The following is a 1,808-nucleotide window of genomic DNA, read 5'->3' as shown; positions in this document are numbered from 1 at the left end:
AGTCCATCGCCGGCAAGATAGATTTTCCCTCTTGCGCCTAATGGTAATAGCTGTAAATTATTGTCCAGTATATAAACTGCTGTATTAGCAATCGGCTTTCCGATATGGAGATGCTCACTGGCTGTTTTTAATTTTTTTCCAGTAGCCCAGATTGTAGTTTCGGTAGGTCCATACAGATGCCAAGCTTCCAAACAATATGCAATTAGCTTTTCTGCTAGTTTTTCTTGTAATAAATCTCCGCCACAGACTATTTTCAGTTGATTACTTCCTGTCCATCCTGCTTTGAAAAGCATTTGATAAAAAGCTGGTGTAGCCTGAAGAATAGTTGGCTGTAATACTGCCAGTTTATGAATGATAAGTTCAGGATCAGACAATATTTCAGCACTGGCGATATATAAGCTTGCACCATTGATGATCGGAAGAAAAAAATCAACTACAGAAACATCAAATGAATAGGTGGTTACAGAAAACAGCCGGTCAACCGTATTGATCTTTAACTTTTCACCGACAGACAGCAGTACATTAGCTAATGACTGATGACTAATTTCAACTCCTTTAGGTACTCCTGTAGAGCCTGAGGTATAGATAACATAGGCTGTATCTGTTGATGCAATTTCTACAGATTGTTTGTTTCCGGATAATAATGCTCCTGTCAGCAAGTCTTCAGGATCAATGCTGAATAATCCATCTATCTCCTGAAACGAATGCCGCTTCTCTGCTACCAGGTTCCTTATTCCACTATTTTTAATAATAAAATCTAAACGATCGCGTGGAAAATCAGGGTCTAAAGGAATATATGCCCTTCCTGCTTTTATAATCCCTAGTAAAATTGCCAGCATATCTGCCGAACGATTCATTAGAACGCCAATAGCAGATTTATCCCGGACTTTAGAATTCTGTACAAAAAAGGCGGCAATATGATCAGTTATCTTATCAAATCCGGAATACGAATATTCACGATTTTCATCGTAGACAACAATATGATTTGGTACCAGTTTTACTTGTTCCTGGAACAGTTCAATAACGGTCTTTTCTTTAGCATAAATGGTCTCAGTCTGGTTAAATTCTACGACCAATTGATGGGTTTCATTTTCCGGAAGATAATCTATTGTTGTAATCGGAACATCAGGGTGATCCATAGCTTTTGTCAGCAGATTTTCCAGATGTGTAAATATCCTGGATACCCAGACCCCGTCATAATTGTCAGTGTTGTATTTAATGGTCAGTTCCAGCCCTTCTGATGCTGAGTCTGACTGTGATTGTGGTTCTGATTGTGATTCTGCGAATTCAAAGCTCAGATCTATTTTTGCCGTAGCATCTTTAAAATTGTGAGTTGTGATCTTCAGTTCATCTATCAGGTCTGTTTGCCCATAAGTGCTCAGCTGCTGCTGGTTATGCAAAACGACCATTACATCAAACAGGGCTGAACGCCCTATATCCCGTTTCAGTTTTAACTTGCTGACCAGCAAATCAAATGGATAGTGCTGATGTTCATAAGCTGCAGCTAAATTCTCTTTCTGCTGATCCAATAGTGCTGAAAAACTACTGTTGTCTGCTATGCCCGACCTGATGGCCAGTGTATTCAGGTAGAGTCCGATTTGATTCTCCAGATCTGGGTGTACCCTACCCGCAATTGGGGTACCTATAACCAGGTCGTCCTGGCCGGTATACCGGTGAAGCAATGCGGTTATCCCGGTCATTAAAGTCATGAAGACAGTAGCTCCATGACTACTTGAAAAATGTTTCAGCTTTTCCAGGAATACAGCTGGATAATGATGTACAACGCTGTCTCCCCGATAGGTCTGAAC

Annotated in this window: 1 protein-coding gene; it reads right to left on the bottom strand. The window is 40.4% G+C overall.

What is annotated here, in order from left to right:
* Positions 1-1,808, bottom strand: a 1,808-nt coding sequence (locus tag ABIB30_RS27205) for a non-ribosomal peptide synthetase (protein WP_354306162.1), incomplete at both ends; no start/stop codon positions are given.

It is taken from the genome of Pedobacter sp. UYP1, from assembly GCF_040547305.1.
In the GTDB taxonomy this organism is placed as follows: domain Bacteria; phylum Bacteroidota; class Bacteroidia; order Sphingobacteriales; family Sphingobacteriaceae; genus Pedobacter.
The sequence above is the reverse complement of the archived record's forward strand: the minus strand, read 5'-3'. Positions and strand labels throughout refer to the sequence as shown.